Here is a 25,037-nt window from a genome sequence, read left to right on the forward strand (position 1 = left end):
GTCTTTCACGGCACTTTTTGAAAGGACGAACCTATGAACGATATCCAGGGCTATCAGAACGGCCCCGTCGAGAGCGGCGCAAGCCGCGCCAAGGAGATGTCGCCGCGCGCGTACAATCTCGCCATGTCTGCCCTGATCTTCTTGGGCTTTTGCGCCATGGGCGCCGGCGCCTACTTTACGAGCACCATGTCGTTTGCGCGCATGATGATGAGCGGCGCCGCCTTGCCGCTGGTCTTTGGCTCGTTTATTTTGACCATCGTCGGCATGGTCATGATGTCGGCCGCCGCCAGCAAGCAGTCCGTGGGCCTGTCCCTTGTGGGCTACGTAATCTTTGCGAGTACCTTTGGCCTGACCGCGTCGTTTGGCCTTGCCAACTACGACCTGCCCACCATCAACACTGCCTTTATCGCCACGGCCGCCATCACCTTTGTCTTTGGCGCCTTGGGCGTGACGTTCCCCAAGTTTTTCCAGCGCGTATATGGCATCGGTTTTGGCATTCTGCTCGCCACTATTCTGGTTGAGATCGTGCTGATGTTCATGGGCGTCTCGCAGACCATCACCGATCTGATCGTGATCGTGGTGTTCGCCGGCTTTATTGGCTACGACACCTATGTTGCCACGACGGTGCCGCCTACACTGCCCAACGCCGTGCTCATGGCGTCCAATCTGTTCGTGGACATTATCAACGTGTTCCTGCGCATCCTGAACATCCTTGGCCGTCGCGACTAGTGGCGAATTGCGGCGGTGCTTGCCGTGCGGGCAAATCGATGCGAAAGGCGGTCCTTCGGGGCCGTCTTTTTTGTACGTGGCGGGGTATCATGGATGGGAAAAGCCGATAGCGGCAGCGACAGGAAAGGTGGCCACGTATGGCAGACGTCGACAACAGGAACCGTAACCGCAGGTCCAACCGAGCGGGTCAGCCCAATCCCAAGCGCGAGGCCCGTGCCAAGGCCGCCGAGCGTCACGTGTCAACTGTGTCCGAAGCGTGCGCCAAGGATATCGAGCGTTCGCTTGCCGGTGTTCGCGAGTTTGACGGTATGCCTGCCGGCTTTGTCGCGGCGATGAAGGCCAAGGTTCAGAGTGCTGTGGCCGCCGAAGAACAGGTTGCCGAGGACGTCGAGGGCGCGGAGACAGCCGAGACCGAGGCAGCGCTCGAGACCGAGGCAGCGCCCGAGACCGAGGCAGCGCCTGAGCCCGTCGAGGAGCCTGCCGAGGAAATCGGCGAAGCTGAGTCCGCGCCTGCTGAGGAGCCTGCTGCGTCCCTGCCTGAGGTCACCGTGCTCGATGCCTCCGCCACGCAGGCCATCTTGGACAACGGTCGTGGCTATGCGCAGTTCTGCGACATGGCCGTGCTCGCCTTTGCCTCGTTCACCAACCCGGGCGGTGGCTATATTCAGGGTTATCTGGGCCAGGAGGCCACACTGTGCGCCGATTCGTATCTGTACAACGTTCTCGATAAGCAGCGCAAATGGTACGGCGAGAACCGTCGCCGCAACATCAACTGCGAGCTTTACCGAAACCGTGCGCTGGTGGTGCCTGCGGTGCGCTTCGACCGCAACCACGTGCATGCATACGCCGACGTGATCGTGGCCGCCGCGCCCAACGTTAAGCGCGCCCGCCAGGAGTATCGCGTGAGCGACGATGCTCTGCTGGGTGCCCTGCGCGACCGCATTCGCTTCGTGCTTGCCATCTGCGACGAGCTGGGTCGCGAGAAGCTCGTACTGGGCGCTTGGGGCTGCGACAACAACGGCTTTGACGCAGAGACCGTGGCCGAGCTCTTCCGCAAGGAGCTCGCGTCGGGCGACTTTAAGGTCAAGCAAGTCTTCTTTGCCGTGCCTTCTACGCGCTGGGATGAGGATTTTGCCAAGTTCGAGCACGTGCTGGCAAACTTCCCCGAGCGCAACGAGGAGTCCTATGCCCAGGTTGCCGCTCGCGCTGCGGCAGCTCGCGCCGCCGAGCAGGCCCAGGCTGCTACCGAGGATGATGAGGACGAGGACGATTGGCGCAAGTACCTGTAATCGGTACGTGCTGACAGATGGGTCGAGCCGGCGGGGGGGGGGCTGCTCCCGTCGGCTTTTTACTGAGCGAGGGGCTTGCGATGAAAAACGTTCTATGCTTTGGCGACAGCAACACCTATGGTTACGATCCGGCGGGCATGCGCGACGGCACCGCGGTGCGCTATGCGCGGGATGTGCGCTGGTGCGGCGTGGCCCAACGTGACTTAGGCGAGGGCTGGCATGTAATTGAAGAAGGCCTCAACGGCCGCACGACGGTACGCGACGACATGTGCCATCTGGACACCAATCTTAACGGCATCCGCGCGCTGCCGATGCTACTCGAGGCCCATAAGCCGCTGGACGCCATTGTGATCATGCTGGGCACCAACGACTGCAAGACGGTCTTTAACGTGACGGCTGCCGATATCGCCCGTGGCGCCATGGCGCTGATTCGCGCCGTCCGCGCGTTTCCGTGGACCGACGCTGCGCCTTGTCCGCGCATTCTGCTGATGGCGCCTATCAAGATTAAGCCGCAGATCGCCGACGTATATATGACCGATTTTGACGAGCATTCCGTAGAAGCCTCGGAGCATTTTGGCGAGTACTATGCGCACGTAGCCGAGCAGTTTGGCTGCGACTTCTTGAATGCAGCGGAGTTTGCCGAGCCGGGCGATAACGACTATCTGCATATGATGCCCGAAAGCCATGAGAGCCTGGGTCACGCCGTGGCAGCCAAGCTCAAAGAGATGCTCGGAGAGTAGCGCGACCCCAAGCCACCGCAAAGGGGGCGGGCGCCTTTGCGGCGGCTTGGGCTGCGAATCTTAATACTGCCACTATTAACCGCGCCCGTTTTACCTGCGGGTTTGTTTGGAAATATCCCAATTTATCCCAAGTGCGTCGCAAACGGAACGCGCCACCTGCTCACGGGAGGGGCGAATATAATGCCGCCCCGACACGCCAGGCAGGGAGTGCCCCATGAGCATTTCCATGAGGTCCCAGGGCATGTGCAGCTCCATCTCGCAGATGGTTCGCCACGAGTTGCGGAGGTTCGACCATGGGATGTGCTCGATGCCCTCGGCTGCGCACCACTTCTTCCATCTATGATTGCACATCCCTCGGTTCATGGGCAGTCCGTCCCCGCGATCTGCTAGCCACTCGGAGCCTGCCACGCGGCGCTCGCCTGCAATTTCGAGCAGGCGCCCGGCGGCATCCGGCAGCACCACGACCGTGCGTATGGACTTCCGTGTCTTGAGCACACCGTCCGCCGTTGGCTCGATGCCCGCTTGCTCCATCTGGCGCACGAGGTCGACCGTCGCGAGCGTTGTTGATCCTGTCGCGAACGGCAGAACCTCGTCGGTGCGGATGCCTAGCGATTCGCCCGAGCGGCACGATCCGAAGCACGCCATGATGAACGGCGCCTCGAGCGAAGTCCCGTGCAGGCGCCCCAGGATGTCCTTTGCCTCGGCGAGCGTGTACAGGCGCTTGGAGCGCTCGCGCGTTTTGCGCGTGGGCATGGTGTATTTCACGGTGGCGGCAAATGGATCGATGGGCAACACGACGAAGCCCGACACGGTTCCGTATATCTTGCGCAGGGTGAGTAGGGCAGTGTCCGCCGTTGCTGCAGGCAGGGTCAGTAGCCATTCCTGCAGATGCACGGGGCGCAACTGGTCGACCGGCATCGTGCCCCATGTGGGGCCGACGTAGTTCGCCCATGACCTTATGACGAGGCTGCGGGTGTTCGGCGCGAGCGTGCCCGCCGCGACCTGTGCCGCCATGGTCGGCTCGAGCCATGTGCCGTATGCCTGGGCGATGGTCGGCACCGGCTTGTCATCGGCGCGCTCGACGTGGATGCGGTCGAGTTCGGTGCACGCCTCGCGGTAGGTGCCGTATACCGTCTTGGTTTTACGTTTGCGTCCGCACGGCGTGTTCTCCTGCCATCGGAGGATGTATTTCTTGCCACGCTTGACCTCGGTGATTGAGCCCCACGCGCGGCGCCTCTGCTTGCGTGTCATATAATGTCCCTAGGTTGCCCGGAGCTATCTCCGTATTACTCCGGCATCCTTGTTGTCACCCCGCCGCGCCAAGGTTCCAGCCGTGCGCGGTGGGGTTTCTTTTTGTCTGGAGCTGTCAAAGATTCTTTGACAGCTGGGTGCCCGCTTTGGTTTTTCCGGAAAATCCTAAAAAACCCTGTCGTGCCTAGGCCTCAAAGAGCGTCCCGTCTTCAACTCGCTTGAGCAACTCGACAAAGCCTATCTCCTTCAAGACGTGCTTAATCGCGTATGCCTTCACGTATCTCGTGAGCAGCGTTGTGAGATCGCGAATGAACGACGAGAACTCTGCGGGCGTGAGGTAGCGCTCGAGCATCCACACCATCTTTATGTAGTTGACGCTTTTCCTGCCGCCGACCCGGGCGCAATAGAGCCGCTCATCGTGGGCGCAGACGTTTCGGAACTTAACGAGCGTCTCGATCGACACTATCGCCTTCTTCTCGTCGAAGTATCCCAGGCGCTTCGATCCGGTTCTGCCGGTCGAGGCGACAATCATCTTGCACACGCCCCTCTGCTCCGCCGGTTTCATGAGGTTGAAGAAGTGCTCGATGTTGCCGAATGTCAAGTCGTTAACGAGCACCCAGAGCGGGACGGACCCATAGGTATCCCGATAGTGGCTCACGAAGCCCGAATCGCTCTTCTCCGCCCGTCTCCCGAGTATCCCCGTGAGCCCCGAGACCTCCTTCGCATATTCCGTTCCGTCCGATGTCGGCACAAATTCTTGTTCGCTGCAGAAACTTGACTGAAGGAGGTAGTCGTTCGGGGACCTGTGCGCTTCGGAAAACGTATAGGCGACGGCAGTCTTAACCTTCGCCTCGGCGAGAATGAGATATCTGAACGTCAGCGATCTCAGCTCGCGGTCGAACGTATAGAGAGCGCAGAGGTCTGAAAACTTGGAACCCTCGACATAGCGGTCCTCTCCCGCTTGGGCGGTTCGCTCGGCGTCGATGAAGGGGTCCTTGTATCCATTGACGATGGAGTAGTAGCCCTCGCGCATAAGGACCTCGGGGGTCTTCTCGTCGACTTTCATCCCTCGCGCGTGGAGCAGGTCTACCTGCTCCTGAATGGTCAGAAATGGTTTTGCTCCCATTTGTGCTCCTAAATGAAGAAAGGCGGCCGTCCTGATGGACAGCCGCCTTTCCGCAGGACGCGGGTCCCGTAGGATCCCCGCGTCAATACCGCTGTCCTGTACTTTAACGATTTGTCGGCCCCGGGTCAATCGTTGCTAGATAATTCCGTCCGGTCCGGGGTCACGGATGGTCCCTACGCGGACCTTACTTGATCCGCTTCCAGCCCTTCGATTTCAGGCGCTGCAGGTTGATTTTGGGACAGCTCGGCCTGGTCGCGTGCCGTCTCCAGGATCTTCGAGCGCCTCTTCTTGGTGCTCTTTCGGTAGCAGGCGATCAGCTCGCCCTCCGCGCCCGTCGGCGCCGTCGGCTTGTCCTCGGGATGTTCCTCGTACCAGCCGAGCAGGTCGTTGGGGTCGGTGTGCAGAACCTTTGCACACTTCCAGAGCTGCTCAATATCGGGAAGGGTCTTCCCTCGTTCCCAGTTGCCTACCGTTTTGATGTCAACGTTCAACGCGTCTGCTAGATCGGCCTGTGAATATCCGTTTTCTTTCCTAGCCTGCTTAAGTTTTAGGTTCATCGTCACCTCCAATATAGGGAAGCATTTACCGAGGATTCTATAGATACACAAAAGAAAAGGCAAGAAAAGCCCTAGTTTGCTATTGCAATAGGGAAAATATTACCTATACTCTGATTTGCACAGGAAAGAAGTTCCCTATTTCAGAAGGAGGAAGAGATGAAGTTTTCGAAGGACGAGTTTGGCGCGAACCTGCGCGCTGCCCGTGCTCGCGCCGATATGTCTCAGGAGCAGCTGGCCAACAAGGCGGGGCTCTCGGCATCTTCAATCATCGGATACGAGAACGGCTCGATGGTTCCGGGCGTCGACAAGGCGTATGCCATCGCCCAGGCGCTGGGCTGCACGCCCAACGACCTGATGGGCTGGAACACGGACGAGGCCGCATAGGGATGGGGGAAGAGATGGAAGGCAAGAAGATGGGCGAGCTTACGCTCGGCGTGAAGCTGAAGGGCGTGGACGAGCTGCAGGAGAGGCTCGACAAGGCCGCCGACCACATCGACGCCGCCCGCGAGATCCTGGATTCGCTCGGGGACGTCGTGGAGATCGGGGCCGACCTTATCGCGTCCGATACGACGTCCCGCAGCGGGGACAGCTCGTCTGGGGACCGCGAATGACCCGGGCACTGCTCGCCTCGGCCGTCGTGATGGACGCCGCCGGCTGGATGTGCGCCACACAGGGCGCCTACGGCCTGGCGCGTGGCTGCTTCTCGGCCGCCGTGCCGTTCATCGCGGCATGGGCGCTTTGGTCGCTCTGCGAGCGCTAGGCGAGCCACTCGGATCGGTGCCCGGCGATCGCCCTGACCACCGCGGGCCTGATGGAGAAGTCGGTCGCGGTGAGCATCGAGCCGACCGGCGGCGTGCCGAAGATGCCGAGCTCGCACAGCGCGAGGGCGTCGGCATCGAGCGGGGAGAGGCTGACGGAGCCCTCGTCGAGCGCACGGGACACCAGCTCCTTCCGCCTCCTCGACATGCCGAGGAATACGGCGGAGAGGCGGTCGTCCATCCTCCTGCGCCTTGCCCAGGCGCTCCTCGCGGAGACGATGCGCGCGGTCGCGTACCCGAGCATGGCGGCGGCACCGGTCAGGAGGAGGCACGAGGCCGGGTGCTCGGAGACCATCACGCGCACGTCCTCGGCCATCGCGGCGACCGAGCCGAACCCGACCGCTCCGGCGATGGTGACAAGCAGGTCGATGTTCTCCTTCGCGGCTTTGAGCGTCTTGTTCATCTTCGATTCCCTTCCAAGGAGGTTCCCATGGGTTTCATTCTCGCACTCTTCTTCGCGTTCCTGTTCGGGGTCGGACTCGGCCTCATGCGCCGCTGAGATCTTTCCCCGAGGCGGCACCGGTCCCGGCGGGCTCCGATAACCATCCGCCGGGCGTTCCAGCCGGTGCCGTGTCGGGGGAGGGTCCGCGTAGGCCCGACCCAAAAAAAGAGCCTCCCGCAGCGTTAGGACCGTACGCGGGAGGCCGACCTGAAAGGAGGTCATCCATGGATGATACCAGTAAGAACCCCCAGACGTTCCGAGCACTTGCGGCCGAGCTCAAGTTGCCGCGCAAGCTGCTGTACACGCTCGACGAGGTGTCGCGCGTGCTGGGGGTGCCCTACAACACCCTTCGAGACGAATGCAACGCGCGCAGGCTCACCTACTGCCTGCCCGACGGCCGCTGCCGCGGCTACCTGGTGCGCCCCGAGTGGGTCGACGAGTGGATCGAGGAGGGAACCCATGAGCGAGATTCTTTTGCTGCTTAGCGACCGGGTGTCGGCCTGGTGGGGAACGTTGTCCGAGCGGACGCAGAGCGTTGTGTGCGCCGTGGCGCTCATCGCGCTCATCGCCGTCGGCGGCGCCATCGAGAGGACCGCCCCGAGCGGGATGTACTACTAGGAGGAATGACATGCAGTTTGAGAAGAGGGCCGTGCGCCTGGGCGACATCCGCCCGAGTGGGCAGAACCCGCGCGAGGACTTCGGCGACATCGGCGCCCTGGCCCGCAGCATCGAGGCGACCGGCGGCGAGCCGCTGAACCCGCCCGTGGTCGTGGAGGACGGAAACGTGTTCCGTATCGTCGACGGCGAGCGCCGCTACCGAGCGCTGTCGTCCATCTACGGGGAGGACCGCGAGGTCTCCGCGCTGGTGGCGGAGAGCATGGACGAGGCCAACGAGCTCGTGGCCATGCTCGCCACCGACGACAAGCGCCAGCTGACCGAGGCCGAGCGCGCACGCGGCGTGCAGCAGATGCTCGTGCTGGGCATCGACGAGCAGCGCATCGAGCGCGCGAGCCGAGCCACCGCCGGGCAGATCCGGGCTGCGCGCAAACTGCGCGGTCGCATCGATGCCGGCGTGCAGGTGACGCTGGAGCAGCTCGAGGCCGCGAGCGCCTTCGACGACGAGAAGGACGTCGAGGCCGTGCTGGCCGCCGGTGACGGTTGGGCGGGCAAGGCCGACAGCATCCGCCGCCGCGTCGAGCGCGAGGAGGCCAAGGCCGAGGACTACGACGCCTTCGGCGATGCGGGCATCCCGGTCGTGAAGGAACAGCCTGAAGGGTTCATCTACACGGACTGGGTCCATGTCGGCCTCGCCGCCCAGAAACTCGAGGGGCAGGAGTTCCCCGCCGGCACCGTTGCCGTGTGGAAGGGCAGCTACTGGGACCTCTACGGGCCGAATGCCGGCTCGGGCGCCGAGCCCGAGAAGACCGAGGAGGAGATCCGGGCCGAGCAGGAGGCCGCGCGCGAGAAGGCGGCGCTCGAGGAACTGTACAGGAGCCTGATCGGCTTCGTGGCGTCCGGCGCCTTTGCCATGTCCAAGGACCTCATGATGGAGGTGCGCGTGGGCCGCGAGGACCCGCCCGCGCTGCTAGTGGCGATGGGCGGCGACAGCAACGTTGAGAACGAAGGACGCTTCGGTGCCGTACGCGACGAGTTCGCCCGCAACCTCAAGGCGTGCAAGCCCAACGAGTACGAGGCCGGCTGCTGGCTCATGGCGGCGGCCAAGGACATGGCCCAGCTCAACAACCGCTGGGGCGGCGACGACGCGGAGGCGTGGCTCGACCACTATGACATCTTCTGCTCCGCGGGCTTCGAGCCCGGCGAGGAGGACGTGTGGCTCATGGAGAGGGTTCAAGCGAGCGCCAAGGAGGAGGAGAAGGATGAGTAGCGAGAAGAAGGTCAGGGTGACGGTCGAGGCGTGCGGCGAGGTCCGCTCGTTCGAATGCCGCTGTGCGACGGTCTCGATCGGCAACGGCGACGGCACCGGCAACGCGTGCTTCGTGGGCTCGGGCGGACTTGTCGACCTACTTATGCTCACCTCCGCGTGCGCCGACACGCTCTACGAGGCCTTCCGCCAGACGGGCGCGCCGGACGATATCGCTCGCAAGTTCATGCTCCTCGCCGTGCTCGGTGCCGACCCCCACGTGCACGCCGACAGCGTCCAGACCCTCGACCTGGACGCGCGCAGGGAGATCCGCGACATGGCGGCGAAGCTGGGCGTCGATGCCGACTTCTAGCGAGCGCCGGGCGGTCGTGCAGCGCGGGGCGGACGGGCGCTGGTTCGCCCGCCCCTACATGGGCGCCGACCGCGTGACCGGCAGGCGGATCAGGCCGTACAGGTCGTGGGACGCGGAGCTGACGCGCGAGCAGGCCCAGGCCGAGTGCGACAGGTGGGCGGCTACGTTCGACCCGTCGTCGGCCCGGGACAGCTCCAAGCGCCTGTCCTCGATGCTCGAGACGTACATCTCCGACCCCGTCAACGGCCTATCCGACAACTCCGTGGCCACGTACCGCAGTGTGGTCAGGACGATGGTGGAGCCGACCATCGGGCGGCTGCCCTACGACCAGCTGGAGCCTTGGGACGTGTCGGCGGCTTACCGCCTGCTGCTCGCCCCAAGGACGGGGAAGGGACTATCGCCCAAGACGCTGCTCAAGATGCACGCGCTGCTGAAGGGCGCCTACCGCTCGTGGCGCCCAGCGCTGGGCCGAGACATCATGCTCGACGTCCCCGCGCCCTCGCCCGACCCCGTCGAGCCCTTCGCGCTTTCCGAGTGCGATACCGACGAGCTGTCCCGCGCACTGGTGTCTGCCATGTCCTCGCGCTCCGCCTCGGGTGCCAACATCTCGCGGCGCACCGAGGCCATGGCGGCCTACCTCGCCCTCAACACGGGGCTGCGCTGCGGGGAGGTTTGCGGGCTGCAGCGCCGAGACTGGCGCCGGGCGCTGCACGACCTCCACGTGGTGGGGCAGGCGGTGGAGAAGCCCGAGCTGCATCGGCAGGCCTACACCAAGGGCAGGCACGTGCGCAACGTGTCGCTCGCCCCGGCGGTGGAGGCCCAGCTGCAGCGCCACCTGGAGTGGCAGGACACGTGGCTCGCGCACAAGGGCCCGGCGGCGCTGATGGTGACCTTCGGGCCGGCAGGTGCTCTTGCGCGCCCGTCCACCGTGACGAGCCGCTTCAAGTCGCTCGCGAGGGACCTGGGGCTGCCCGAGGAGACGGTCTTCCACTCCCTGAGGCACACCCATGCCACCTGGCTGCTCATGCACGGCTTCGACATGCGCACGGTGCAGGAGCGCCTGGGGCATGCCGACGTCAAGACGACGCTCGGCACCTACGGCTCGGTCATGCCGGGCCGAGACCAGGCCGCCGCCGCGGCCTTTACCGATTCGATCTGCGGAGGTGATACGGATGAATAACTTCAACTTCAACAGGGACTTCTACGAGGGCTGTCGCACCCTGGGCGACAGGGAGGGCATGGCGCTCGCGTGGGCGATGCTGCGCTACGGCTACGAGGGCGTCGAGCCCAAGCTGAAGCCGACGACCATGGCGGCGTTCACCTTCGCAAGGGGCCGCATCGACGCCATGGTCAACGGCAGCCTCGGGGGGAAGGCGAGGGCTGCCAAGGCAGGCGGCATTGCTGCTACCCAAGGGGGTAGCCAAGGGGGTGTCCAAGGGGGTAGCCGACCCAGTGGGCGAGGGGGTAGCCAACAGAAAGAGAAGGAGAAGGAGATAGCCCTAGCGGGCTATAGCGCGGCCCGCCAAGCACCCGATGACTTCGAGCCCCCGTCGGCCGAGGACGTGGAGGCGTACTTCGCCGCTAACTGCCTCCGGGGCGACGCCCGCCAGTTCTTCGACCACTACGCCGCGCAGGGGTGGACGCTGCCGAGCGGACTGCCCGTGACCGACGTGTGGGCGCTCGCCCGCAACTGGAGCCGCAAGCAGGTCGGCTTCGATGCCGATCGCAAGGCACGGGGCGGACAGACCTCGCAGGAGGTGGAGCGTGCCGCCGTGTGGCAGCCCGTGAAGACCGATGACGAGCTCATAGCCGAGCTCGAGCGCCAGATAGCGGAGGCGTCATGATCACCCTCATGGAGATGCTCAGGAACGAGAAGGCCGATCCCGCCCACGGCCGCCCGCTCGACATAACGCGCATCTACATGGCGAACGTCATGTCGAGCAGGGAGGCCGTTCTGCTGGCCAAGAAACAGAAGCTCGCCGCGGCGCGTGCTAGCCGAAAGCAGAAGGCCGACCTGTACGAGGACATCGCCAAGCTCGCGCGCGGCAAGGAACCGAGCTGGAGGTATGCCAAAGGTGTGCCAACGGCGGCCGGGCAGCTGGGCCAGCAGGCGATGGGGTTCCCGCCGCTAGAGGGCGGAAACGACGCCGTCGGGGAAGTCCCCGGCGCAAAGAACACCTAATTCTTTTGAGATAGGAGAGTGAGAAGGTTTTGACCGAGATCTCAGCGGTGATGAGGGCCTACCGGGACGCCCTCGACCGGCACCGGATTCCCTGGGCCGACGACACGTACGACACGCAGAGGGTGGGCGGCTACAGGCTGCGCGTGGAGCGCACCGAGACCGTCCTCGACGAGCACAGGGTGAGCGTGGCCTGGGGCTACCAGTGCCTGCCGGGGCGCGAGCCCACGGGCGTGACCATCGGCTACCCGAACTACCTCGAGGTGCAGTACGACCCCGTGAGCACCGAGCCGTTCATGGCCACGCCGGGCGACATCCTGGCCGACATCTTCGGCGTGAGGGGTGAGTCCCGATGAGCTACAGGTGCGGCCCCGCCGACTGGATAGACCTTGCCGTCGGCAGGCTCGAGGACGCGAAGAGGTCGCTCAGGGAGTGCGACAGGCTGCGACAGGGGTGCGACATCTGCGAGGAGCTGCGCCAAGCGAGGCGATGCCTCAACAAGGCGCTGATCATGGTCGCGGAGGAGAAGGAGATCGTGAAGGAATGGAGTACGAAGTGAAGGATAGGAACGAGTGGTTCGAAGAGGTCGAGAGGGCCTACAGCAAACTCAAGATCGTGGAAAGGCCCTATGCACCGCCGCATGCCGCCGTCGCCGTTGAGGCCGAGGATGTCCTGTGCTGCCTCGGGTTGCATCCGCACATCAGTGCCTCCGACTGGTTGGTTATCAACCTGGATGAGGTGAGTGAGCTTGTCGAGTTCATCAGGCCCGTGCCCGTCACAGGCGCGACGTCGGACGGGTACCACACGTTCGACGAGCTCTACCACCACCGGGCGGTCCTGTTTTCGGTGATCGTGGCCATGTTCCGCGGGAGCTCGTGGAAGTCGCTCCACCACCATGACGGGACGATGTACGACGGCATGTTCATCGTGGGCATCGACACGCCCGCCGGCCCCGCCACCTACCACTACGACGTCGAGCCTTACTGGGACATGTTCCCGTGCGAGGTGCTCGACCGCGCGCCCGAGTGGGACGGCCACACGCCCGGCGACGCCATCGAACGCATCGGCACCCTGCGGGACCTCCTGCAGGCGGAGGTCAAGGAGGAAGGGAGCGAGAAATGATGGAAGTCCCTCTTCCCAAGGACCATGAGGGTCGCGAGATTCCTCTGGACACCGAGGTGCTGTATGACGCGAACGGCAAAGAGGTGAATATCACGAGCTTCACCTTTAGGCGCCGCGTCTATGGCCATTGGTCGAATTGGAAAGTGCTCAGTCCGGATGCAAGAGGCGAGGAGGGGATGCTCCCCGTAAACGAGCTGTATCTCACGCCGCCCGACAGCTGGGGGAAGCTGCTGGAGGATTTGAATGAAGGGGCGAACCATTCCGAGTACTCGCCCTGCTTCTACTTCCGGAAGGACATGTGCGATTGCTCCTCATGCGAGGCGGACCGTTACTCCAGCTGCGATCAACCCGCTTTCAAGGACATTGCATCCCGCATCCGCAAGCTGAGGGGTGAGGGCGATGCTGACTAGGGACCTGACGCCGTGCTTCGTACAGGACTTCGGCCTGCGCTCGAGGACGGGCTACGAGAAGGCCCTGCTGGTCGGGCTGTTCGACAGGACGTTCACGTGCCTCGACCGCCGCATCTCCGCGAGCGACGAGGTCGCGGGGCCGACCCGCAGGCCGGTGGCGGTCGTCATGCGCAGAGACGGGCGGCTGCAGGAGGTCGACCCGTGGAAGGTCGTAATCGACGACTCGGAAGAGGTCTTCGAGATGTACTCGTGGATGTGGGACGAGGAGAGCGTCGTGTGCGAGCAGCTCGGGCTGGCGGAGGTCAAGGCCGAGAAGGGTGGTGACGAGTGATGGGGGAACATTTCATAGTCGATAACTCCATGACGCCAGACTGGGAATTGGTGCCGTTGGGCCCCGTCGATAAGGAGGGGAACCGCGTCCCGCTTGACACCGAGGTTCTATACGACGAGGACGGGTACGTCATAAAAGTGGAGTCGTACAGGTTCTCGACCTGGTCTAAGCGGTGGACTGCGGACGTTTATATCGCCGACCAGGGCATGGAAGTGTACGTCGACAGCTACTACCTCCTTCGTCCCGACAGCTACGAGAGGGTGCTGAAGGACCTCTATGAGGCCGTTCAGCAAGGCGCGCGCAGCGGGCGTCCATACTGTGCTTACAACGTTGCCAGGGGCCTGTGTCATGGACATGAGGACAAGGACGGGAAGTGCAAGCTCGTTGGATTTGCCGACACCTGCACCCTCACGATGACTAGCGACATCTGGAACCGTGTTGAACGTCTATGTAAGGGTGATGGTGCGAAGGATAGGAGCGAGAAGTGAGTGAAGCGCCAAAGATGTACACCTGCTCTTGGTGCGGGAAGCCGACTCCGAACTATAGGGAGTACTCGCATCCGATGGCTGGCATTCTCGGCGAGTCGGGATACTCGGTATGTGACGAGTGCCTAAGGAAGGCCCGTATCGAGAGGGAATGGGAGAACGAACAGTGCGCTGAGGAACGCCTGATCTGTCCCTACTGCGAGAGTTCCATCGATGACCCGTGGTATTACGACGAGGACGATGAAGAGGTTGAGTGCCCTGAGTGCAAGCGCACGTTCGAGCTCGAGATTGCCACCGTGCGCACGTATAGGACGAAACGCCGTATCGAGGACATGCCCGACGGCTGGAATGGGGGCGAGCTTTAATGAGCCGAGATTTCATTGAGCTATACGACGACGATGGCTACAGGTACATCGTCGACATGGACAAGATCTCATTCGTCAACGTCGCAGGCAGAAAGGTCTGGGCTGGTGAGGTGGCCACGCTCGAAATATGCGATGAGAGCATGGAGCGTCTTTTAAGCAGGCTGGTAGGTGAGGGCGAATGAGTTGCTATTTCTGCGGTGGCTCACGTATCGCCTCCATCCACTCTGCGCCTGGCCGAGACGTCCGAAGCTGGTCTGTGGGTTCCATGGCCCTGACGCGCCGATACGACGGCGAGCCAATCGTCAGGGTCGAGCTGGATACCAGCGTGGAGCTCGACGTCTCAGTCAACGGCTCGTGCGGAGAGACCGTCGGCGCCGACGTGACGGCGACCGCCTACATCGAGGACATCAAGTACTGCCCGTTCTGCGGAAAGGAGCTTTAAGTGAACGAGAGCTATAAGGATTTGAAAGCGTATCTGCTCAATGAGATCACCGAGGACGCGCGCGGCGTTCTGAACGCCATTGAGGGCAAGGAGGCGGACAAGGTCGATGACGAGGAGGTCCTCTGCTTCTGCCATGACCTCGCATTCGCGATGACTACGCTGGAGACCGTCGCCATGGTCGGTAGGCTGGTGCCTTGGTTTCTGGAGGGTGAGAGGGCATGATTTTTAACGATGTCGAGTTCAAGGCGTGTCCCAGGTGCGGGGCCGAGCCCAAGGTGGGGGACGTGCGCGAGCGTTCCCTGACAAAGCCCAACGTGATGAGCGTGACGTGCCCCGCCTGCGGGATGTCGAACAGCGTCGCGTGGGGAAGCATGGACCTGCCGCCGTTCCGCCAGGCAGTGGCCATGCTTGCGTACAGCTGGAACAGCCGGTGATTCGCTCGGCGGTGGAGCTGTACCGCGCGACCGCCTGGCGTACGGTGCCCGATCTGGTGTCGGGTCCCGCCCGCCGGGCGCTCGTGCACGGCCATTCCGACGCGCCACACGTGACGGCGGCGCAGATCGGGGAGACGGAGCGGAGGGCGCGGGCGCTGGAGCGCGACCGGGCCCGCGCTCTCAAGAGGTCGAGGAAGGCTAACCGATGAGAGTTTTCGAGAAGCTGCGGCGGATGCTCGCCGAGAACCGCCGCGTGCGCAAGAGCATCGAGGCGCGCCGCGCACGCAGGTGCAGGAGGTCGACGAGATGACCGTGATGTGGGACGTGCAGGAGAGGAACTGCGCGGTCTGCGGGAGGGTCTTCATCCCGAAGGCGCCCCACGCCAAGTACTGCTCGGAGGCGTGCCGGCGCGAGCACGACCTGCGCCGCGTGAAGGAGGCCCGCCGCAAGGGCGCCAAGCCGAAGCTCGACAGGGTTGACCGCTATTTGGCAGGCTCGGGCGCGGTGCACGACGAGATCATGGCCATGCGGCGCGAGGTCGCGATGAGATATTGAGTTTTCGCAGGTAGATATATAATTAAGGCCGCTGGCGTTGGAGCGCCGGCGGCCTTTGGCAAAGACGCCTCCCGGCATCCTCTATGTGGCGTAGAGCATGGTACCACGCGGGAGGTCACATGGATGCACGGGAATATTTGGAGACTGTACGGGCCGCCCAGCGCGGCATCGACCGCAGGCTGGCGGTCATCCAGTCGATGCAGGCGCGCGAGCAGGTGCGCGCCCAGCGCTACGACGCCGTGGGCAAGGGCGCGCACGGCACGGACTTCATGCGCTCGACGGATGACAGGATCGACTATGAGCGCCGCAGCGGCGCGGAGCTGTCGGAGCTGCGGCATGAGGTGGAGCGGGGCCGCGAGCTCTGCGCGGGCGTGCGCTCGGCCAACCCGGGCAAGCGCTGGGGCGACGTGCTGGAGCTGCGCTACTGCGAGGACCGCACGCTGCAGGAGATCGCGGGGACGCTGGGGGTGTCGGTGAGGTCGGTCCATTCAGATATGTCATCGGCCCTGGACTGGGTCGATATGGTGGGCATCGCCACCGCAAGGGCTGGTGTGGGCCGTGCGGCAATATAGTTGGATGGCTGGTTCGCGTCAGCATGTCGGCCCCGATCGCCATGTGCGGTCGGGGCCTTCTGTCTTTATGGGACTGCATGCAATTGCAGACGATTGCACACTTCTGCAGACAATTGCAGATAGTTGCAGACGATTGCACACAATTGCAGACCGTTGCAGGTTTCTTCTGGGATATAACTAGGGTGTCGATTCGCAGCGCCGCCCGCGCGGCTTGCGGGTCGGATGTGCGTGGAAGCACAGATGAGTGGCCGGGGTTCCCTTCAGCAGTTCAGGGACTCCGGCCTTTCTATTACGTTCAATTCAATAGGGGATGATGCCCGTGGTCAGCCGAGAGTACATTGTGCGATCCGCCCGCCGCCACGACACGGTCATGGCGTGGGCGTTCCGCCGCGCCCTGGGGGTCACGGCGGCGCCCCGCCGCCGACCGGGGGGTGCCGGGAGCGTGCGCCTGGAGGCGTTGCGCTACGGGGGCATCGAAGCGTGCATGTCCAACCGAGGGCGCTTCCCGGTGGAGTGGTAGGGGATGGGCAATCCGCGCAAGGCCAACGGCGCCCGCCGCCGCCATGTCGTGCGGTGGCTGCGATCGCAGGGCAGGCCCTGCTGGATATGTGGGCTACCCATAGACTACGGGGTGCCTGCGGGCGACCCCCGGGCCTTCGAGTGCGACGAGCTCGTCCCGGTCAGCCGCGGCGGATCGCCCTTCGACCGCGACAACGTCGCCGCCGCGCACCGCTGCTGCAACAACTGGCGCCGCGCCCGCAGCGTCGCCGAGGTCTCGGCCGTCCGGTCCGCGCTCGCCGCGCGTCGCGCCGCCTGGAACTCGCCCGAGACGTTCGTCGCGCTGTGCAAGGCGCTCAAGGACGATCGCGCTTCGGTTATTGGCCCCCCGTCCGTGCCCGACAAACAGCCTCGGGCAACGACCTCGTGGTAGGGGATGTGCCTCGGCGCTCGACCCCACGGGGGTCTTTTGCTGGATGGTGACAGGCCACCAACCCGCGCCAGGGCCGCAATACCCCCGAATACGCTTTTTTACGGAAGTCAAGCCAAAACCGCAGCTAAACCGAGAAAAACTAGGCGGGTGTGTACGTGAAGATACACGATATCGTCCCATATGAGCGAAACGCGCGCCACAACGCCTCCGCCGTCCCCGTGGTCGCCGACTCCATCAAGGAGTTCGGGCTGCGCGGGACCATCGGCCTGGAGAGCCGCGAGCGCCCGGTTATTGTATGGGGGCACACGCGCGTCGAGGCGTGCAGGAGCCTGGGGTGGGACGAGATTCCCGACTCCAAGATCGAGTACTGCGACGACCTGACGGACGAGCAGATCAAGGCCTTCCGCATCGCCGACAACAAGACCGGCGAGGTGGCCACGTGGAACAAGTCGATGCTGCGCGAGGAGGTCCGCAGCCTCAAGGACTTCGACATGTCGAGGTTCGGGCTGGACTTCAAGAGCAAGCGGCTCGACTACGGCCACGAGCGCCTGAGGACGGACGACGCGTACAACCTGCGCCTCGTCAGCCGATCCGACTGCGGCCGAGACGGCATGCCTCGCATGAAGCGGTGCATGGCCAGGCCGGCGGACATGATCGGGTTCAACTACGCCAAGAGCACGCCCGAGGCCGACAAGGCGGGCCGCTGCTGCCACTTCTTCATCGACGACTACCAGTTCGAGCGCGTGTGGGCCCGCCCCGCGGCCTACCTCGAGTGCCTGCGCGGCTTCGACTGCGTCCTCACTCCCGACTTCTCGCTCTACCTCGACATGCCCGACGCCATGCAGCGGTGGAACCGCTACCGCTCCCAGGCGCTCGGCCACTGGTGGCAGGAGCAGGGCCTCCGTGTAGTCCCAACCATCTCGTGGGCGCAGCGCCGGAGCTTTCGCTTCGCGTTCGACGGCGTCCCGCGCCGCTCGACCGTCGCCGTGTCGACCGTCGGCGTGAAGGGGGACGAGGGCGCCCTGGCCGTCTGGCGCGAGGGCATGGCGGAGGCCATGAGCCGCCTGGATCCCGCGCGCGTGCTGCTCTACGGCGGCGACATAGGTTTCGATTTCGGCGGCTGCGAGGTCGTCGAATACAAGGGAGGCGGTTTCCGTGGGAGGTAGGGGCTCATATTCTTACTCCGGCAATCGTTCGGCCAAGGACGGATCGATTCTGTCGGCCTACGCGGTCGCATCTCTGAACAAGGGCACTGCGGGAGGAACGACGGTGGAGTCTGCCATAGACCGCTTTCGCGAGCAGCTGATGGACAATAGGTACGAGCACTCGGCCTATATCGATGACGCGGGATATGTCCATGCGCTGGGGTCGACCGGAAAGGAAGGGTCGACCAGAGTCGCGCCGCTGTCCTCCGTCGCCCATGAAAAGGGCGTCTCGACGATTATCCATAACCATCCTCATGGCGGCTCGGACGGCCGCAAATGGGGAGGCCCGCTTTCCGGCGGCGACCTGGAATACATCGCCTCGGCCTACAACATGAGCGGAGGACGCGTCAAGAGGATCGTCGCGACGTCGAACGAGGGGACCTATTCCGCGCTCGTGACGAAAAGCGTGAGTGGCAAGGCCGTCAGGTCTGCCGTAAAGCGAGCCGATGCTACGGTCAGGGGGAGGAAATATCAGAGCGAAATCGCGATGTGGAGAGCAGTGAACAAGGCCTACACCTCGGAGTTTGCTAAAATAGGCATTGAGATCAGCTATGAGAAGCAACCGAAGAAAAGCGGGCTTCTTGTTACCCAGAAGACCGGCACCTATGCGTGATGGGGGTTGATGCCAGATGGCATATGACGTTGACTACGATTTCGAGTTTGACGAGGATGAATTCGGCACGGCGATGATGCCCAAGGGCGTCAAGTGGCGTGGAAACCTCTGCCTGCTTCCCAACGGCAGGTACCTCCCGCCTGGAAATTACCGCACCGAAGACGGTGGCAACATCATCTACGAACCGAGCGAACTGAGCCCCTTCGCTGATATGCTCTCGCAGTTCAGATAGGCCGCGGGTATTCAGGATTTATAAGAGCCGTCCCAAGGGGCGGCTTTTTTATGCCGATTGGAGGTGGCGGATGCCCCTCGAGAAGCCCGCCGCGGTCGCCGGCGATCCCGTGAAGAGCGCCAAGTGGGACGAGCTCACCGCCGGCCGCTCGTTCACCCAGGCCGACGCGCCGACGCTCGCGCTGCTTTGCCAGTGGTACAAGATCGTCGAGCTCGCCCAGGACGAGCTCGACAGTTTCGGCGAGCAGACCGCCTACCAGAACGACATGGGAGACCTGAAGTCATTCCCGCAGATAGCGACCCTGAAGACCGCTTCGGCGGAGATCAGGCAGCTCAACAAGCAACTCGGCATAACCGACGGCCACGAGGGGGCGCCAGATGTCCGGAACGTCCAGACCAAGCTCTTCTCGATCGCCGAACGCCACGAGGCGCGGAAGGCAAGAGCCGCGGTATAGGGTCGCCGTGGGCGAGGTCGCCTACTCCGAGGGAGAGGACGCCGCCGAGCTGGGCGGGGACCTGGGCATGGAGCCCATCGAGTGGCAGTCTCTGGTTCTGTCCGACTGGTGCGCGTGCGATGCCGAGGGCCGCCCCGCCTACGTCACGTGCGGCCTGGACGTGCCCCGCCAGAACGGCAAGAACGCCGTCATCGAGATATACGAGGTGTTCCGCCTGGCGGTCTGCGGCTGGCACATCCTCCATACCGCGCACCGCGTGAAGACCGCCAAGAAGGCGTTCAACCGACTCGTCCGCTACTTCACGGACAAGGATCACCCCGAGCTCTCGTGCCTCGTCGAGAGGATCCGCCGCACGAACGGCGAGGAGGCCATCTACCTCACCAACGGCGGCTCCATCGAGTTCTCGGCGCGCACCAACGGAAGTGCGCGAGGCTTCGATGACATCCAGCTCGTCGTGTTCGACGAGGCACAGGAGCTCACCGACTCCCAGTACGACGCCATCATGTACACGCTCGCCGCGTCCGCGACCGGAGAGCGCCAGATCATCTACACGGGCACGCCGCCCAACGAGGACTGCCCCGGCACCGTGTTCGCGCGCACGCGCGCGGCAATCCTCGCCGGCGACATCCCGAACACCGAGTGGTGCTCGTGGGCCACGGACGAGTGCCCGCGCCAGGACGCCACGTTCGACGACGTGGTGGACCTCATCTACGAATCGAACCCGAGCATGGGCATCATCCTGTCGCTCGACTTCACCCGCACGGAGTTCGCCGGCGGCTCGATCACCGGCTTCGCCCACGAGCGCCTGGACTGGTTCAGCCCGGCCGCCATGCTCACGAGGGCCATCCCGCGGGAATCGTGGAGCGCCGCCCTCATCGACGCCATCGGCGACCGGTACCGCGGCAAGAAGGCCTTCGGGGTGAAGTTCTCGAGGGACGGGTCGACCTACGCGCTGTCGGGCTGCAAGCTCGGCCAGCGCGCGCTTAAAGGCAAGGCCGCCGTCGAGCTTATCAGGGTCGGAACGACGGCGGGCGGCGCACGCGAGCTCGCCAAGTGGCTCTACGACCGCCGCACGACCGCGTCGGTCGTCGTCATCGACGGCATGTCGGGCGCTGACGCGCTCATCGACCGCCTCGCGGAGATGAAGCCGCCGCGCGGCTACGTCGTGAGGCCGCAGACGCGCGACGTGGTCGCCGCCGCGGTCGGCTTCGTGGACGCCCTCAACGACGGCACGCTCGCGCACACCTACGACCCGACCCTCGAGGAGTCGGCGAGGAAGTGCGTCCGCAGGAAGATCGGGTCCAGGGGCGGGTGGGGCTTCGGCTCCCCCGAGGACACGACCGTGCCGCCCGAGCCGCTCGAATCATGCTCGCTCGCGCTGTGGGGCGCGAGGACCACCAAGCGCAACCCGCGCAGGAAGCAGAGGACACTGTGATCCAGAGAATTGGGCGCGGGACCTCCGTCGAGACCCCGAACCTCGACGCCGTCCCCAAGCCGTACCGATCCGCCGTGGAGGACATGTTCGACACCTGGGGCGACGTGTCGGCGCGAAACACCGTCCTCAAGCGCTACTACGAGATGAAGAACGAGATGAGGAGCCTCGGCATCTCCATCCCGCCCATGCTCGAGAAGGTCGACTGCGTCACCGGGTGGTGCGCCAAGGCCGTCAAGGCGCACTCCGTGCGCTCCGTCTTCGACGGCTTCGTCTTCGACGGCGCGGAGGACCAGGACCTCAAGCGCCTCGTGCGCAAGAACCGCCTGAGGTCGCTCTACCGGCAGGCGTGCTCGAGCGCCCTCACCTACGGCGTGTCGGCCATGACCGTCATGAAGGGCAGACCGGGCCAGCCCGCGGCGATGGTGCGCGTGTTCAGCGCGAACCAGTTCTGCTGCCTGTGGGACAAGGACGAGGGCCGCATCCGCTGCGGCGTCGTCCTAGCCGACGTCGACCGGTCGGGCAACGCCTCCCGCTACGTGTGCCACTTCCGGGACGCGGTGCTCACGCTGGTGCGCATCGGCTCGGGCGGCGGCCCCTACGAGTGGGACTGCGAGGTGGAGCCGAACCCCATGGGGCGGCCGCTCATGGAGGTGCTCACCTACGACCCCGACCCCGACCGCCCGCTTGGCCACTCGATGCTCACGCCCGAGGTCCGTGGCATCGTCGACAAGGCCATGCGCGACGTTTTGCGCATGGAGGTCGGCGCGGAGTTCTTCACGTTCCCGCAGCGATACATCCTCGGCGCCAAGGACGACCTCTTCTCGGTGAAGGACGGGGACGGGGACGAAGGCGGGGACGAGGGCGGCGACAGCGTGCCGTCGCCCATAGCCAAGTTCAACGCATACGTCGGGTCGTTCCTCGCCATCACCAAGGACGAGGACGGCGACGTCCCGACCGTGGGGCAGTTCGCCGCCCCGACCGCCGACAACTTCACGCGCGTGTTCGAGAACGACGCACAGCGGTTCTCCGGCGCGACCAACGTGCCGCTGGCGCAGCTGGGCGTGCTGTCGAACACGTACACGTCCTCGGACGCCCTGGGCGCGGCGAACGACCCGCTCATCCTCGAGGTGGAGCAGATCAACGAGCACAACGCCGAGGCGCTCGAGACGATCGCGCAGATGATGATGGCGGTCAAGGACGACGTCCCGATAACAAGGCTCACCGACGAGCAGTGCGCCGTCCAGGCGTGCTTCAAGGACCCCTCGATGCCGACCATCGCCGCGCGCGCCGACGCCTGGACGAAGCTCGGCGCCGCGGACGAGAGCATGGTGGGCACCCGCGTCTACTACGAGGGCGTGGGCCTGTCCCAGCCGACCATCGACCGCCTGGAGCGCGAGAAGCAGCAGGGCGGCGCCATCGCGTCGCTCAACGCCATGGCAGAGACGATGGCCATCGAGGCCGCGAAGGCCGCGGCCCTGCCGCCAGCCGGCGGTGAGGCGGAGTGATACCGCGCGAGGACTTCGACCGCTACGCCCGCGCGCTCGGCATCAACGCCGACCTGCTGCAGGCAGCCATCGCGCAGGCGATAGACGAGTGCTCGAGCCTCTACGGGGAGGAGCTCTACCGGGCGCTGTCCCGCACCTACGCCGCGCTCGTGGCCAAGTTCGGCTCGTTCGCGGCCGCCGCGGCCGTCGAGTTCTACGCCGCCATGCGCTCGGGCGCCGGACCGGCACAGGGATACGAGCCGCGGCAGTTCGACCCCGGCCACGGCGGGCTCCTAGCGAGCGACGTCGACGAGGCGCTGCGGGCTTCCGCGCCCGCCGTGGCGCTCGCGGCGAGGGCCGTGCAGCGCGCCATGGGCTACGCGGACGCCACGATCCAGGGCAACGCCATGGCCGACCCCGCGCACCCGCGCTGGGCGCTGGTGCCGCACGCGGGCGCGTGCGACTGGTGCCGGATGATCGGCTCGCGCGGCTTCGTCTTCAAGAGCTCGGCGACCGCCGGCGCCGAGCGCCACCCGAGCTGCAGGTGCATACCGGTCGCCGACTTCTCCGGCAGCCCCGCGCTCGACGGCTACGACCCGGCGGCGCTCTACGACGAGTACCGCGCGAAGCACCCCGAATGGGGCTCCCGCCGCACGGGGTCGCGCGGCCGCCGCGGCGGCGGCAAGGTAGTCGCCGCATTCGTGGACGGGAAGAGGTTCGACAGCATCGGCGACATCCAGAGGTACATGGAGGGGGCGTCGTCTCCAGACGACCTAAAGGCCCGCATGGCCACCGCGAACAGGGCGGGTCTGGCCATGGGCTTCAAGCCCGGGAGCCCCTACGCCAAGTCGCTCGCGCAGACCGCGGCGAGCGTGAGCAAGAGGCTCTCGGCCAAGTGAGGACGCCCCGTGGGAGGGCGGGCGCGACGCGCCATCAAGCGTCGCCGGCGAAGACACGCAACGCGCCGGCAGGAACACGAGGCCGCAGCCCGCACGGGAGGCGGCCTTTCCCATGCCAAAACACCGCCAGCGCCGCCGCATGGCGGCACGAAGCGAGCCCCGCACGGGGCGGAAGGAGTGCAAGATGCCGACCCAGCAGAACACCGTCACCGAGACCAACCCCGTCGAGCCCCCGCAGCCGGCCGCGCCCGCGCAGCCCGGCGCCGGCCAGGAGCCCGGCGCGCCGCAGGAGCCGCCGGCGATCGACTGGAAGGCCGAGGCCGAGCGATTCAAGAAGGAGTCCCGCAAGTGGGAGGCCCGGGCCAAGGAGAACAAGGGCAAGGCCGACCTGTGGGACGCGCAGGGCGCGCAGGCGCCCACCGTCGAGTCCCTCAACGACGAGCTCAACGACCTGAAGGGACGCCTCGCCGCGTCCGAGGCCGAGCGCGAGCGCGAGCGCACGCTGGCTCGTGTGTCGCAGGCCACCGGCGTTCCCGCCGCGCTCATCCACGGCGACGACGAGGAGTCGATGACGGAATCGGCCAAGGCCGTCGCCGACTTCGCCGAGTCGCGCCAGCCGGGCTACCCGCTCGACAAGGGCGGATCCGGCGGAGGCAAGAAAGTGAACAGGGAGTCCATCGAGTCCATCAAGGACCCCGCCAAGCGCATCATGGCCCGCGCCGCGCACATGGACCTCTACAAATAAGAAAGGGGCAAACATGCCCGTACCCGCAAACATCTCCGACTCCACGGCCATCAACGCCTCGATGGACCAGGAGTTCATCCGCAACTTCGAGGGCGACCTCGACCGCCTGCTCGAGGTCCTCGGCATCTTCGGCGCCGAGACCATCGCCGCCGGCACCACGCTCAAGATGCTCAAGGTGACCGGCGAGCTCAACAACTCCAAGACCGCCGGCTCCAAGGAGTCCGCCACCGGCGACACCGCCGTCCAGCTGGGCTCCAGCTCCGGCACCGCCTACGTCGAGGGCGACGAGGTCGCGCTGTCCAAGTTCACCGCCACCTACGAGCCCGTGGGCGAGGCCGAGGCCTTCCCGTACCGCCGCATGACCACGCACAAGGCGATCCAGAAGTCCGGCTACGTCAACGCCGTGCTCAGGACCGACAAGCACATGGCCTCGCTCGTGCGCCGCAGCATCGTCTCGCAGTTCTTCTCCTTCCTGCTCAAGGGAACGGGCACGGCGACCGGCAAGGGCCTGCAGGCCTGCGCCGCCGCCGTCGACGCCAAGCTCGGCAACACCCTCGAGACCAACGGCGACGCCGCCGAGCGCGTCGTCCACTTCATCAACCGAGACGACGCCGCCGACTACCTCGGCACCGCGACCATCACCGACCAGAACCTGTTCGGCCTCACCTACCTCGAGAACTTCCTGGGCCTCTCGGGCGTCTTCCTGACCAACCAGGTCGCCAAGGGAACCATGATCGCCACCCCCGCCGACAACATCCGCATCTTCGGCGTCGACTTCGGCGAGCTCGCGACCTCCGGCCTCACGTACACGGTCTCCGACTCCGGCCTGATCGGCGTCGCGCACACCCCGGCGTACGACCACGTGTCCGTCGAGACCAACGTGCTCGCCGGCGCGACGTTCTTCCCCGAGGTGAAGGACTACATCGTGAAGGGAACCATCTCCGCCAAGTAAGGAGGC

At 64.9% G+C, this 25,037-nt stretch carries 40 protein-coding genes; 36 read left to right on the forward strand and 4 right to left on the reverse strand.

Annotated features, from left to right (window positions below; translation table 11 throughout):
• The first annotated feature begins 33 nt into the window (after positions 1 to 33).
• The 3 genes from PMX21_RS00850 (at position 34) to PMX21_RS00860 (ending at position 2,758) form a co-directional block, all read left to right on the forward strand.
• Positions 34 to 729: a Bax inhibitor-1 family protein gene (locus PMX21_RS00850; RefSeq protein WP_055286094.1), complete on the forward strand. Its 696-nt coding sequence runs from the start codon at positions 34 to 36 to the stop codon at positions 727 to 729.
• A 137-nt stretch (positions 730 to 866) separates the two neighbouring features.
• Positions 867 to 2,018, forward strand: coding sequence for a TIGR02452 family protein (locus PMX21_RS00855; protein ID WP_271757212.1), 1,152 nt, complete (start codon positions 867 to 869; stop codon positions 2,016 to 2,018).
• An 80-nt stretch (positions 2,019 to 2,098) separates the two neighbouring features.
• Complete coding sequence (locus PMX21_RS00860; protein ID WP_271757215.1) at positions 2,099 to 2,758, forward strand: GDSL-type esterase/lipase family protein; 660 nt, start codon at positions 2,099 to 2,101, stop codon at positions 2,756 to 2,758.
• 90 nt (positions 2,759 to 2,848) lie between these two features.
• Here the strand turns inward: PMX21_RS00860 and PMX21_RS00865 are convergent, their stop codons facing one another.
• The 3 genes from PMX21_RS00865 to PMX21_RS00875 form a co-directional block, all read right to left on the reverse strand.
• On the reverse strand, positions 2,849 to 4,009 hold the full coding sequence (locus PMX21_RS00865; protein ID WP_271757217.1) for a site-specific integrase: 1,161 nt from the start codon (positions 4,007 to 4,009) through the stop codon (positions 2,849 to 2,851).
• A gap of 184 nt (positions 4,010 to 4,193) precedes the next feature.
• Positions 4,194 to 5,135 (reverse strand): Abi family protein, encoded by a 942-nt coding sequence (locus PMX21_RS00870; RefSeq protein ID WP_271757220.1) that lies wholly within the window; start codon positions 5,133 to 5,135, stop codon positions 4,194 to 4,196.
• Positions 5,136 to 5,308: 173 nt separating this feature from the next.
• Positions 5,309 to 5,692, reverse strand: coding sequence for a helix-turn-helix transcriptional regulator (locus PMX21_RS00875; RefSeq protein WP_271757222.1), 384 nt, complete (start codon positions 5,690 to 5,692; stop codon positions 5,309 to 5,311).
• Positions 5,693 to 5,848: 156 nt separating this feature from the next.
• On the opposite strand from PMX21_RS00875, the gene PMX21_RS00880 reads away from it, so the two are divergent.
• The 3 genes from PMX21_RS00880 to PMX21_RS00890 are packed head-to-tail and all read left to right on the forward strand — an operon-like array spanning position 5,849 to position 6,452.
• On the forward strand, positions 5,849 to 6,076 hold the full coding sequence (locus PMX21_RS00880; RefSeq protein WP_006235491.1) for a helix-turn-helix domain-containing protein: 228 nt from the start codon (positions 5,849 to 5,851) through the stop codon (positions 6,074 to 6,076).
• 14 nt (positions 6,077 to 6,090) lie between these two features.
• Positions 6,091 to 6,303: a hypothetical protein gene (locus PMX21_RS00885; protein WP_271757225.1), complete on the forward strand. Its 213-nt coding sequence runs from the start codon at positions 6,091 to 6,093 to the stop codon at positions 6,301 to 6,303.
• Positions 6,300 to 6,452 (forward strand): hypothetical protein, encoded by a 153-nt coding sequence (locus tag PMX21_RS00890; protein ID WP_271757228.1) that lies wholly within the window; start codon positions 6,300 to 6,302, stop codon positions 6,450 to 6,452. The genes PMX21_RS00885 and PMX21_RS00890 overlap by 4 nt, the downstream gene beginning before the upstream one ends.
• Here PMX21_RS00890 and PMX21_RS00895 read toward each other — a convergent pair.
• Positions 6,449 to 6,913, reverse strand: a complete 465-nt coding sequence (locus PMX21_RS00895) for a hypothetical protein (protein ID WP_271757231.1) — start codon at positions 6,911 to 6,913, stop codon at positions 6,449 to 6,451. The two genes, PMX21_RS00890 and PMX21_RS00895, sit on opposite strands and share 4 nt — an antisense overlap.
• Positions 6,914 to 7,176: 263 nt before the next feature.
• Here PMX21_RS00895 and PMX21_RS00900 point away from each other — a divergent pair, with 263 nt between their 5' ends.
• From PMX21_RS00900 to PMX21_RS01045, 30 genes are all read left to right on the forward strand, one after another.
• Positions 7,177 to 7,437 (forward strand): helix-turn-helix domain-containing protein, encoded by a 261-nt coding sequence (locus PMX21_RS00900; RefSeq protein ID WP_271757234.1) that lies wholly within the window; start codon positions 7,177 to 7,179, stop codon positions 7,435 to 7,437.
• Positions 7,412 to 7,570, forward strand: coding sequence for a hypothetical protein (locus PMX21_RS00905; RefSeq protein ID WP_271757237.1), 159 nt, complete (start codon positions 7,412 to 7,414; stop codon positions 7,568 to 7,570). The genes PMX21_RS00900 and PMX21_RS00905 overlap by 26 nt, the downstream gene beginning before the upstream one ends.
• A 10-nt stretch (positions 7,571 to 7,580) precedes the next feature.
• The gene (locus PMX21_RS00910) at positions 7,581 to 8,837 is read left to right on the forward strand and encodes a ParB/RepB/Spo0J family partition protein (RefSeq protein ID WP_271757241.1); all 1,257 of its coding nucleotides are present in this window, start codon (positions 7,581 to 7,583) and stop codon (positions 8,835 to 8,837) included.
• On the forward strand, positions 8,830 to 9,186 hold the full coding sequence (locus tag PMX21_RS00915) for a hypothetical protein (RefSeq protein WP_271757244.1): 357 nt from the start codon (positions 8,830 to 8,832) through the stop codon (positions 9,184 to 9,186). The genes PMX21_RS00910 and PMX21_RS00915 overlap by 8 nt, the downstream gene beginning before the upstream one ends.
• Positions 9,173 to 10,366, forward strand: a complete 1,194-nt coding sequence (locus PMX21_RS00920; RefSeq protein ID WP_271757246.1) for a tyrosine-type recombinase/integrase — start codon at positions 9,173 to 9,175, stop codon at positions 10,364 to 10,366. The genes PMX21_RS00915 and PMX21_RS00920 overlap by 14 nt, the downstream gene beginning before the upstream one ends.
• On the forward strand, positions 10,359 to 11,030 hold the full coding sequence (locus PMX21_RS00925; protein WP_271757249.1) for a DUF6291 domain-containing protein: 672 nt from the start codon (positions 10,359 to 10,361) through the stop codon (positions 11,028 to 11,030). Before PMX21_RS00920 ends, PMX21_RS00925 begins: the two co-directional genes overlap by 8 nt.
• Positions 11,027 to 11,368, forward strand: a complete 342-nt coding sequence (locus tag PMX21_RS00930; protein ID WP_271757252.1) for a hypothetical protein — start codon at positions 11,027 to 11,029, stop codon at positions 11,366 to 11,368. Before PMX21_RS00925 ends, PMX21_RS00930 begins: the two co-directional genes overlap by 4 nt.
• A gap of 29 nt (positions 11,369 to 11,397) precedes the next feature.
• On the forward strand, positions 11,398 to 11,721 hold the full coding sequence (locus PMX21_RS00935; RefSeq protein WP_271757254.1) for a hypothetical protein: 324 nt from the start codon (positions 11,398 to 11,400) through the stop codon (positions 11,719 to 11,721).
• Positions 11,718 to 11,924 (forward strand): hypothetical protein, encoded by a 207-nt coding sequence (locus tag PMX21_RS00940; protein WP_271757257.1) that lies wholly within the window; start codon positions 11,718 to 11,720, stop codon positions 11,922 to 11,924. Before PMX21_RS00935 ends, PMX21_RS00940 begins: the two co-directional genes overlap by 4 nt.
• On the forward strand, positions 11,909 to 12,487 hold the full coding sequence (locus PMX21_RS00945) for a WDGH domain-containing protein (RefSeq protein ID WP_271757260.1): 579 nt from the start codon (positions 11,909 to 11,911) through the stop codon (positions 12,485 to 12,487). Before PMX21_RS00940 ends, PMX21_RS00945 begins: the two co-directional genes overlap by 16 nt.
• Complete coding sequence (locus PMX21_RS00950; RefSeq protein WP_271757263.1) at positions 12,484 to 12,897, forward strand: hypothetical protein; 414 nt, start codon at positions 12,484 to 12,486, stop codon at positions 12,895 to 12,897. The genes PMX21_RS00945 and PMX21_RS00950 overlap by 4 nt, the downstream gene beginning before the upstream one ends.
• Positions 12,887 to 13,228, forward strand: coding sequence for a hypothetical protein (locus PMX21_RS00955; RefSeq protein WP_271757264.1), 342 nt, complete (start codon positions 12,887 to 12,889; stop codon positions 13,226 to 13,228). Before PMX21_RS00950 ends, PMX21_RS00955 begins: the two co-directional genes overlap by 11 nt.
• Entirely contained in the window at positions 13,228 to 13,716 is a 489-nt protein-coding gene (locus PMX21_RS00960; protein ID WP_271757267.1) for a hypothetical protein, read from the forward strand. The genes PMX21_RS00955 and PMX21_RS00960 overlap by 1 nt, the downstream gene beginning before the upstream one ends.
• Before the next feature lie 74 nt (positions 13,717 to 13,790).
• On the forward strand, positions 13,791 to 14,078 hold the full coding sequence (locus tag PMX21_RS00965; protein ID WP_271757269.1) for a hypothetical protein: 288 nt from the start codon (positions 13,791 to 13,793) through the stop codon (positions 14,076 to 14,078).
• Entirely contained in the window at positions 14,078 to 14,260 is a 183-nt protein-coding gene (locus PMX21_RS00970) for a hypothetical protein (RefSeq protein ID WP_271757273.1), read from the forward strand. Before PMX21_RS00965 ends, PMX21_RS00970 begins: the two co-directional genes overlap by 1 nt.
• Positions 14,257 to 14,520 (forward strand): hypothetical protein, encoded by a 264-nt coding sequence (locus tag PMX21_RS00975; protein WP_271757276.1) that lies wholly within the window; start codon positions 14,257 to 14,259, stop codon positions 14,518 to 14,520. The genes PMX21_RS00970 and PMX21_RS00975 overlap by 4 nt, the downstream gene beginning before the upstream one ends.
• Positions 14,521 to 14,742 (forward strand): hypothetical protein, encoded by a 222-nt coding sequence (locus PMX21_RS00980; protein ID WP_271757279.1) that lies wholly within the window; start codon positions 14,521 to 14,523, stop codon positions 14,740 to 14,742.
• Positions 14,739 to 14,954 carry a Lar family restriction alleviation protein gene (locus PMX21_RS00985; RefSeq protein ID WP_271757282.1) on the forward strand — a complete coding sequence of 72 codons (216 nt, stop codon included), beginning with the start codon at positions 14,739 to 14,741 and terminating at the stop codon, positions 14,952 to 14,954. Before PMX21_RS00980 ends, PMX21_RS00985 begins: the two co-directional genes overlap by 4 nt.
• 306 nt (positions 14,955 to 15,260) lie before the next feature.
• Positions 15,261 to 15,509: a hypothetical protein gene (locus PMX21_RS00990; protein ID WP_117563934.1), complete on the forward strand. Its 249-nt coding sequence runs from the start codon at positions 15,261 to 15,263 to the stop codon at positions 15,507 to 15,509.
• Between the two features lie 119 nt (positions 15,510 to 15,628).
• Complete coding sequence (locus PMX21_RS00995; RefSeq protein WP_158548914.1) at positions 15,629 to 16,081, forward strand: sigma factor-like helix-turn-helix DNA-binding protein; 453 nt, start codon at positions 15,629 to 15,631, stop codon at positions 16,079 to 16,081.
• 523 nt (positions 16,082 to 16,604) lie between these two features.
• Positions 16,605 to 17,012, forward strand: coding sequence for a hypothetical protein (locus PMX21_RS01000; RefSeq protein ID WP_271757289.1), 408 nt, complete (start codon positions 16,605 to 16,607; stop codon positions 17,010 to 17,012).
• Positions 17,013 to 17,167: 155 nt separating this feature from the next.
• The gene (locus PMX21_RS01005) at positions 17,168 to 18,178 is read left to right on the forward strand and encodes a DUF4417 domain-containing protein (protein WP_271757292.1); all 1,011 of its coding nucleotides are present in this window, start codon (positions 17,168 to 17,170) and stop codon (positions 18,176 to 18,178) included.
• 103 nt (positions 18,179 to 18,281) lie between these two features.
• Positions 18,282 to 18,830 (forward strand): hypothetical protein, encoded by a 549-nt coding sequence (locus tag PMX21_RS01010; RefSeq protein ID WP_148332308.1) that lies wholly within the window; start codon positions 18,282 to 18,284, stop codon positions 18,828 to 18,830.
• A gap of 16 nt (positions 18,831 to 18,846) precedes the next feature.
• Positions 18,847 to 19,062, forward strand: a complete 216-nt coding sequence (locus PMX21_RS01015; protein WP_148332310.1) for a hypothetical protein — start codon at positions 18,847 to 18,849, stop codon at positions 19,060 to 19,062.
• Between the two features lie 70 nt (positions 19,063 to 19,132).
• Complete coding sequence (locus PMX21_RS01020) at positions 19,133 to 19,516, forward strand: P27 family phage terminase small subunit (protein ID WP_117563929.1); 384 nt, start codon at positions 19,133 to 19,135, stop codon at positions 19,514 to 19,516.
• Positions 19,517 to 19,523: 7 nt separating this feature from the next.
• Positions 19,524 to 20,951 (forward strand): DEAD/DEAH box helicase family protein, encoded by a 1,428-nt coding sequence (locus PMX21_RS01025; protein ID WP_271757299.1) that lies wholly within the window; start codon positions 19,524 to 19,526, stop codon positions 20,949 to 20,951.
• Positions 20,948 to 22,456 (forward strand): phage portal protein, encoded by a 1,509-nt coding sequence (locus PMX21_RS01030; RefSeq protein ID WP_271757302.1) that lies wholly within the window; start codon positions 20,948 to 20,950, stop codon positions 22,454 to 22,456. Before PMX21_RS01025 ends, PMX21_RS01030 begins: the two co-directional genes overlap by 4 nt.
• The gene (locus tag PMX21_RS01035; protein WP_271757305.1) at positions 22,453 to 23,334 is read left to right on the forward strand and encodes a VG15 protein; all 882 of its coding nucleotides are present in this window, start codon (positions 22,453 to 22,455) and stop codon (positions 23,332 to 23,334) included. Before PMX21_RS01030 ends, PMX21_RS01035 begins: the two co-directional genes overlap by 4 nt.
• A 112-nt stretch (positions 23,335 to 23,446) precedes the next feature.
• Positions 23,447 to 24,079 carry a hypothetical protein gene (locus PMX21_RS01040; RefSeq protein ID WP_271757308.1) on the forward strand — a complete coding sequence of 211 codons (633 nt, stop codon included), beginning with the start codon at positions 23,447 to 23,449 and terminating at the stop codon, positions 24,077 to 24,079.
• 13 nt (positions 24,080 to 24,092) lie between these two features.
• A complete protein-coding gene (locus tag PMX21_RS01045) occupies positions 24,093 to 25,031 on the forward strand; it encodes a hypothetical protein (protein WP_271757310.1) in 939 nt (312 codons plus the stop codon).
• The last annotated feature ends 6 nt before the right edge of the window (positions 25,032 to 25,037 follow it).

It is taken from the genome of Collinsella aerofaciens (assembly GCF_028209885.1).
Lineage (GTDB): Bacteria > Actinomycetota > Coriobacteriia > Coriobacteriales > Coriobacteriaceae > Collinsella > Collinsella aerofaciens_BA.